Source organism: Providencia sp. PROV182 (genome assembly GCF_028480325.1).
In the GTDB taxonomy this organism is placed as follows: domain Bacteria; phylum Pseudomonadota; class Gammaproteobacteria; order Enterobacterales; family Enterobacteriaceae; genus Providencia; species Providencia hangzhouensis.
In genome coordinates this window covers 1-4,360 of record NZ_JAMPOL010000037.1, presented here as the reverse complement: position 1 = coordinate 4,360, position 4,360 = coordinate 1, and the positions used below count along the sequence as shown (strand labels likewise).

The window sequence follows — 4,360 nt, the reverse complement described above, 5'->3', positions numbered from 1 at the left end:
TTTTAAGGTTGTGTCAGTACTGACTGACCGCACCATATTGCTGATATGGCTCAGTTGGTAGAGCACACCCTTGGTAAGGGTGAGGTCCCCAGTTCGAATCTGGGTATCAGCACCATATAATCGGCATTTAAAAAGAATTTACCTAGCGGCAATAGCGCGGTGGTCCCACCTGACCCCATGCCGAACTCAGTAGTGAAACGCCGTAGCGCCGATGGTAGTATGGGGTCTCCCCATGTGAGAGTAGGGAACTGCTAGGTTTTAAATATAAAGAAGCCACCCATTGGGTGGCTTTTTGCATTCTACTAATAGAATAATTTTCACTAATTATCTTATTTTCTTAATCCTGCTATTCACTCTTAATCCAGCCTGATAGACTTATCTTATCTTTGTTTTATTTGTACTGAAGGCTGTAATGAACCTAACGTCTGAACTTAAATCATTTAATAGCTTTGGCATTCAAGCAAAAGCACTATCAATTGTTTTTGTGGATAACCAAGAATCTCTACTCCAGCAATGGAGCGAGGCTAAAAATCAGCAACTCCCAGTATTATTATTAGGAGGGGGAAGCAATGTTCTATTTGTTGAAGACTTCGCAGGTGTAGTAATTATCAATCAGCTAAAGGGTATACAAATAACAGAAGATAGCAGCTATTGGTATGTTCATGCCCAAGCAGGTGAAAATTGGCATCAATTACTTGAAACTTTATTGAGTGAAGGTGTTTGTGGTGCAGAAAATTTAGCATTGATTCCAGGTTGTGTAGGCTCTGCGCCCATTCAAAATATTGGTGCTTATGGTTTAGAGCTAAAAGATATATGTGAGTATGTTGATGTACTTTCTTTAGAGACGGCTAAAGTAACACGGCTAACAACTGCAGAGTGCCAGTTTGGCTACCGTGATAGTATTTTTAAGCATGAATATCAATATGACTATGTCATTGTCAGTGTTGGGTTAAAACTTGCTAAAGAATGGACGCCTAAGCTTATGTATGGTGACCTTGCTCAACTTGACCCCAATACAGTAACGCCAGAACAAGTATTTAACTCTGTATGCCAAACGCGTAGAAGTAAATTACCTGATCCGGCAATAACAGGTAATGCAGGGAGTTTCTTTAAAAATCCTATTATTTCAGCAGAAAAAGCACAAGCCATAAAAATAGCTTATCCTAATTGTCCTCAATATAACCAAGAAGATGGAAGCGTAAAGCTAGCAGCAGGGTGGCTTATCGACCAATGTGGTCTGAAAGGTCATGAAATCGGTGGTGCTGCGGTACATAAACAGCAAGCATTGGTTTTAATCAATAAAAACCGAGCAACAGGGCAAGATATTGTCAATCTAGCAAAATATGTGAGCCAAAAGGTTTTAGAGCGTTTTGGTATACATTTAGAGCCAGAGGTCAGGTTTATTGGTAAAAATGGCGAAATCAACGCAATGGAATGTATTCAATGAAAGAAAGAAACACCCCACTAGATCTCATAAATATCTTGGCCGATGCACAAGTGCATTCAGGAGAACAGCTAGGAGATAAACTAGGAATGACCCGCGCAGCGATCAATAAGCATATAAAAACGCTACGTTCGTGGGGAGTGAATGTACAAACGGTAACTGGTAAAGGGTATAAGTTACCTTATCCTATTAATCTACTCAACGAAGATACAATAAAACAGCGAGTTGATGACGTAAATATTATAGTTGAACCTGTTATTGATTCTACTAATCAGTACATGTTGGAGAGAATTACTGAATTACAGTCAGGGGATACGTGTCTTGCTGAGTATCAAAGTGCTGGACGAGGCAGAAGAGGAAGGCAATGGATATCACCATTTGGATGTAACCTTTACTTATCCATGTACTGGAAATTAGACCAAGGCCCTGCGGCGGCAATAGGGTTAAGCTTAGTTGTTGGTATTGTTGTCGCTGAAACGTTAAATAAATTAATTGGTAATAAAGTCAAAGTCAAATGGCCTAATGACCTATATATGAATGATAAAAAGCTTGCAGGAATTTTGGTTGAATTAACGGGTAAAACAGGGGATGCAGCTCATATTATTATCGGTATTGGTATTAATATTGGCATGAATAAAGAAAATTCTGACAGTAGCGAAAACATAACTCAAGCCTGGTCCTCTCTATCTGACGAATTTGAAAATATAGAGAGAAATGAATTATCAGCAAATATAATCCAAGCTTTGAGGAGTTCATTGGTTTTATTTGAAAAAGAAGGGCTAAAACCATTTTTAGAAAGATGGATTGAGTTAGATAATTTTTTAAATAGAAATGTTAAGTTATTGATTGGCAGCGAAATAATAACGGGAATTGAACGTGGGATTAATGAGCAAGGTGCATTATTGCTACAGAAGGATAATGGCGAAATAATTTCCTATATTGGTGGTGAAATATCCTTAAGGCCAAATGAATAATATATTACTGGCCGGGGAGAAACCGGCCAATATAAATAATCACTTTCTTAATCTAACACTCTGAATAGAATGATTCTGACCTTTAGTCATAATTAAACTGGCTCTTTCCTTTGTTGGTAATATATTTTCTTCAAGGTTTAGCCCATTAATTTCATCCCAAATAGAGCTAGCAATATTAATTGCCTCTTCTTCCCTAAGTTTAGAATAACTATGGAAGTAAGAGTCAGGATCTGAGAATGCACCTTGCCTAAATTTAAGGAACCGACCGATATACCATTGCTTTAATAATTCAGGTGCAGCATCAACATAAATGGAGAAATCAACAAAGTCAGATACAAATACATGATGGGGGTCTTGTGGATAATCCATATCACTTTGTAAGACATTCAGCCCTTCGAGTATTAAAATATCAGGTTGATCAATTACCTGTTCTTCATCAGGGACAATATCATACGTTAAATGCGAATAAACCGGAGCCTTAACATTACGTGCACCTGATTTTATTTGCGACACGAAGTTGACTAGTTTTCGCATATCATAAGATTGCGGAAAACCTTTTTTCTTCATGATATTCCTATCTTTTAATACTTGATTAGGATGTAAAAAACCATCAGTTGTGATCAAGTCGACTTTACGGTGTTCAGGCCAACGAGTGAGTAGCGCTTGCAGCAAACGTGCTGTTGTACTTTTACCAACGGCTACACTACCTGCTATACCAATAATATAAGGCACTTTTGCGCCATTAGTTCCAAGGAATTGCTCTAGAACAGCCTGACGACGTAAGTTTGAACTAATATAAAAATTCAGTAAACGCGATAAAGGTAGATAAATTTCTATAACATCTTCCATAGAGAGTTCTTCGTTAATCCCTTTTAACTCTAGAAGTTCACTCGATGTTAATGTAAGCGGTACTGAATCACGTAAAGTTGCCCAGTGTTCTCTATCAAACTCTAAGTATGGCGTAGTAATAAAATTTTCTTTCTTTTTCATAAACCAACATCTGCCTATTTTATGCAGGTTGGACAGGTTGCCTAAACACCCGTATCCATAAAATTTGCTAGCATCATAGCGAGGGAAAGTGGGGAGGCGTAGGTTTTTTTCTATTTTTTATCAGTTTTTTTTGATGCAGGCAGAAAAAATGATACTGAGTGATGAAAAAAACACCTAAGAATAAGAGGGTAAAACTGTGATATCGAATAAAAAATAATAATTTTAAAAATTTTAAGCCTTTTTCTCCCTTTACTGACCAAATGATAATGGACTATAGTTAACAGCTGTTGTTGATGTTTTAAGCTTAAAGCAGTTAAAAAATCAACAAAAATGCGAAAAGCGAACAAAATGTGAGCGAACAAACAAAAAAGTTAATTTTTTTGTTGCAACCTGCGCCGACTCTACCTAGAATGCGCAGCACTTGATGCCGGCATAGCTCAGTTGGTAGAGCAACTGACTTGTAATCAGTAGGTCCCGAGTTCGACTCTTGGTGCCGGCACCATTAAAAATTTGGATAGGTGGGATACCCAAGCGGCCAAAGGGAGCAGACTGTAAATCTGCCGTCACAGACTTCGAAGGTTCGAATCCTTCTCCCACCACCATCTCCAAGAAATTTTCTTAAGAGAAAATTTTGAGGAACAGTTTAACAGCTGATAACTCAGGTAGCCGAGTTCATTGCGGGCATCGTATAATGGCTATTACCTCAGCCTTCCAAGCTGATGATGCGGGTTCGATTCCCGCTGCCCGCTCCAAGATGTGCTGATATGGCTCAGTTGGTAGAGCACACCCTTGGTAAGGGTGAGGTCGGCAGTTCGAATCTGCCTATCAGCACCACTTCCTTTATGTTCTCACTTATCTCCCTGATTTGTCTCCTGAAAAAAACAAGCGAAATAATTCTTGCTTGGTTGATGTGGTTTAACCACCGATTCCGTGTCTTAGAGGGACAATCTAA

Annotated in this window: 3 protein-coding genes, 5 tRNA genes and 1 rRNA gene; 8 read left to right on the top strand and 1 reads right to left on the bottom strand. The window is 38.6% G+C overall.

Annotated features, from left to right (window positions below; all coding sequences use genetic code 11):
• The first annotated feature begins 39 nt into the window (after positions 1-39).
• The 4 genes from PR834_RS20345 to birA all read left to right on the top strand — a co-directional run bounded on the left by PR834_RS20345 (position 40) and on the right by birA (position 2,418).
• Positions 40-115 (top strand) — tRNA-Thr (locus PR834_RS20345).
• Between the two features lie 26 nt (positions 116-141).
• Positions 142-257: ribosomal RNA gene (rrf, locus tag PR834_RS20340) — 5S ribosomal RNA — on the top strand.
• Between the two features lie 155 nt (positions 258-412).
• Positions 413-1,447: a UDP-N-acetylmuramate dehydrogenase gene (gene murB, locus PR834_RS20335; protein ID WP_272525741.1), complete on the top strand. Its 1,035-nt coding sequence runs from the start codon at positions 413-415 to the stop codon at positions 1,445-1,447.
• Positions 1,444-2,418, top strand: a complete 975-nt coding sequence (gene birA / locus PR834_RS20330; protein ID WP_272525740.1) for a bifunctional biotin--[acetyl-CoA-carboxylase] ligase/biotin operon repressor BirA — start codon at positions 1,444-1,446, stop codon at positions 2,416-2,418. The genes murB and birA overlap by 4 nt, the downstream gene beginning before the upstream one ends.
• A 39-nt stretch (positions 2,419-2,457) precedes the next feature.
• Here birA and coaA read toward each other — a convergent pair whose 3' ends face one another.
• The gene (coaA, locus tag PR834_RS20325) at positions 2,458-3,408 is read right to left on the bottom strand and encodes a type I pantothenate kinase (RefSeq protein ID WP_272525739.1); all 951 of its coding nucleotides are present in this window, start codon (positions 3,406-3,408) and stop codon (positions 2,458-2,460) included.
• A gap of 426 nt (positions 3,409-3,834) precedes the next feature.
• On the opposite strand from coaA, the gene PR834_RS20320 reads away from it, so the two are divergent.
• From PR834_RS20320 to PR834_RS20305, 4 genes are all read left to right on the top strand, one after another.
• Positions 3,835-3,910, top strand: a tRNA-Thr gene (locus tag PR834_RS20320).
• 15 nt (positions 3,911-3,925) lie between these two features.
• Positions 3,926-4,010, top strand: a tRNA-Tyr gene (locus PR834_RS20315).
• Between the two features lie 75 nt (positions 4,011-4,085).
• Positions 4,086-4,160 (top strand) — tRNA-Gly (locus tag PR834_RS20310).
• 6 nt (positions 4,161-4,166) lie between these two features.
• A tRNA-Thr gene (locus PR834_RS20305) sits at positions 4,167-4,242 on the top strand.
• Positions 4,243-4,360 lie beyond the last annotated feature (118 nt).

Bases quoted from the DNA above. Each gene is read 5' to 3' on its own strand.
- birA (WP_272525740.1), top strand. From the start codon at position 1,444: ATGAAAGAAAGAAACACCCCACTAGATCTCATAAATATCTTGGCCGAT.
- coaA (WP_272525739.1), bottom strand. From the start codon at position 3,408: ATGAAAAAGAAAGAAAATTTTATTACTACGCCATACTTAGAGTTTGAT.
- murB (WP_272525741.1), top strand. From the start codon at position 413: ATGAACCTAACGTCTGAACTTAAATCATTTAATAGCTTTGGCATTCAA.